The 1,403-nt window shown below is 62.8% G+C and carries 2 protein-coding genes; one reads left to right on the top strand and one right to left on the bottom strand.

The features are described 5' to 3' along the window. Positions 1 to 194 precede the first annotated feature (194 nt). The gene (locus tag ENZ74_RS31710; RefSeq protein WP_013529266.1) at positions 195 to 545 is read right to left on the bottom strand and encodes a hypothetical protein; all 351 of its coding nucleotides are present in this window, start codon (positions 543 to 545) and stop codon (positions 195 to 197) included. A 191-nt stretch (positions 546 to 736) separates the two neighbouring features. Between ENZ74_RS31710 and ENZ74_RS31705 the strand changes: the two genes are divergently transcribed. Then, a partial coding sequence (locus ENZ74_RS31705; protein WP_164761401.1) for a PAS domain-containing protein occupies positions 737 to 1,403 on the top strand: 667 nt, incomplete at its 3' end.

The following is a 1,403-nucleotide window of genomic DNA, read 5'->3' as shown; positions in this document are numbered from 1 at the left end:
GTCCGATGGACGACGATGACGGCTGGCAGGAAGATCTGCGTCAGGTTCGTCTTGCACTCGACAAGCTCGGTGCGAAGGAGCCGAAAAAGGGCGCTGCTTCACTGTGAGGCCGGGTCACCGAAGCTATCCGCGGATCGCGTCTTGATCGCATCCCATCCGAAAACCGGGTCCCGCTTTTAGGGACCCGCTCCGATCTAATCGCAGACCATGCGAGCTCTCTTGCCAGGCTCGCTGACGTTCCTGCAGGTCAGCGGCTTCGCTGGCGCCGATAGGGAAGCGGACGCAGGCAACCTCGTCTGGTGCCGTCTCGGTGCGGCATGGCTGACCTTGCGCTCGGAAAAACGCCGGTCCGGCTGCGGCGCCACAGGAAAAGCGCCGTTCTCGACCTCGGATTGCCCATAGTCGACATTCGGTGGCGGCCGATCCCAGAATCGCCGGACATCAAGCGGTCTCGGGATGACGACCGTGCCGTCATAACTGCGCGAGCAACCGCCGCCGAAAAGCAGCGCCAGCCCCATGAAAAAAGGCACAATCCGTCCAAGCATCAGCAATACCCCTGCCGTTGCTTATATAGCGGGTTCGACCCCGCCGACAACCGGGCGGAATGAAGCAGACCGCGCCGCGCAATCCTGTCCAACCGACCGTTAAGGTTAGCGGATCCTTAATGCTTCTCGGGCAGATTCCGCCGACGAACCGCGGAGGAGGGTTCGGCCTTGGTTTTCGGGGTGGGGACGGCATGGCGGAAGCGGACGAAACAATCGGCGCGCGCGGCAAGCGCGGGCCTCGCAGATCCACAGTGCATGGCGACGATGCCTCATCGTCCGCCTCTTGCATGGATTCGAACGATGCGCTTCGCCAACTCGTCGAAGCCGGTTCGGACTGGGTCTGGGAAACGGACGCCGAACTGCGCTTCTCCTGGCTTTCGCAAAATTACCAGGCCGCCACCGGCATCGATCCGGCAAACGTGCTTGGCCGGTTCCGCTTCGACTTCCTCAACCAGGTCCTGAACGGCGATCGCAGTGGCGCGGCGCATCTGGAGGATCTGCAGGCGCACCGGCCTTTTCGCGACTTCGTCTATGAGCTCAAGGCTGGCAGCGCCGACTGTCGCTGGGTTTTGACATCAGGCTTTCCAAAGTTCGACGACGAAGGAAGATTTGCCGGCTATCGCGGCATCGGCCGCAACGTCACGGCTCTGGCCGGCGCCTTCAAAAGTCTGGGGCGGGAACCATCGGGTGACGGCGAGCCCGACCAGCATCTGGCCGACCTCGAGCGGACGATGGACGCCATGCATATGGGCGTCGTGCTTCTCGATGCCAGGCTCGACACGCTGATCGTCAACAAGGCCTATCGCGACCTCTCGAGGATTCCGGACGGCGCTGTTGCCGTCGGCGCTCCGTTCAGCC

The organism is Mesorhizobium sp. M7A.F.Ca.CA.002.15.2.1, from assembly GCF_003998715.1.
GTDB classification, from domain to species: Bacteria; Pseudomonadota; Alphaproteobacteria; order Rhizobiales; family Rhizobiaceae; genus Mesorhizobium; species Mesorhizobium ciceri.
The sequence above is the reverse complement of the archived record's forward strand: the minus strand, read 5'-3'. Positions and strand labels throughout refer to the sequence as shown.

Coding starts and splice junctions, on each gene's coding strand:
- ENZ74_RS31710 (WP_013529266.1), bottom strand. CDS start 545: ATGCTTGGACGGATTGTGCCTTTTTTCATGGGGCTGGCGCTGCTTTTC.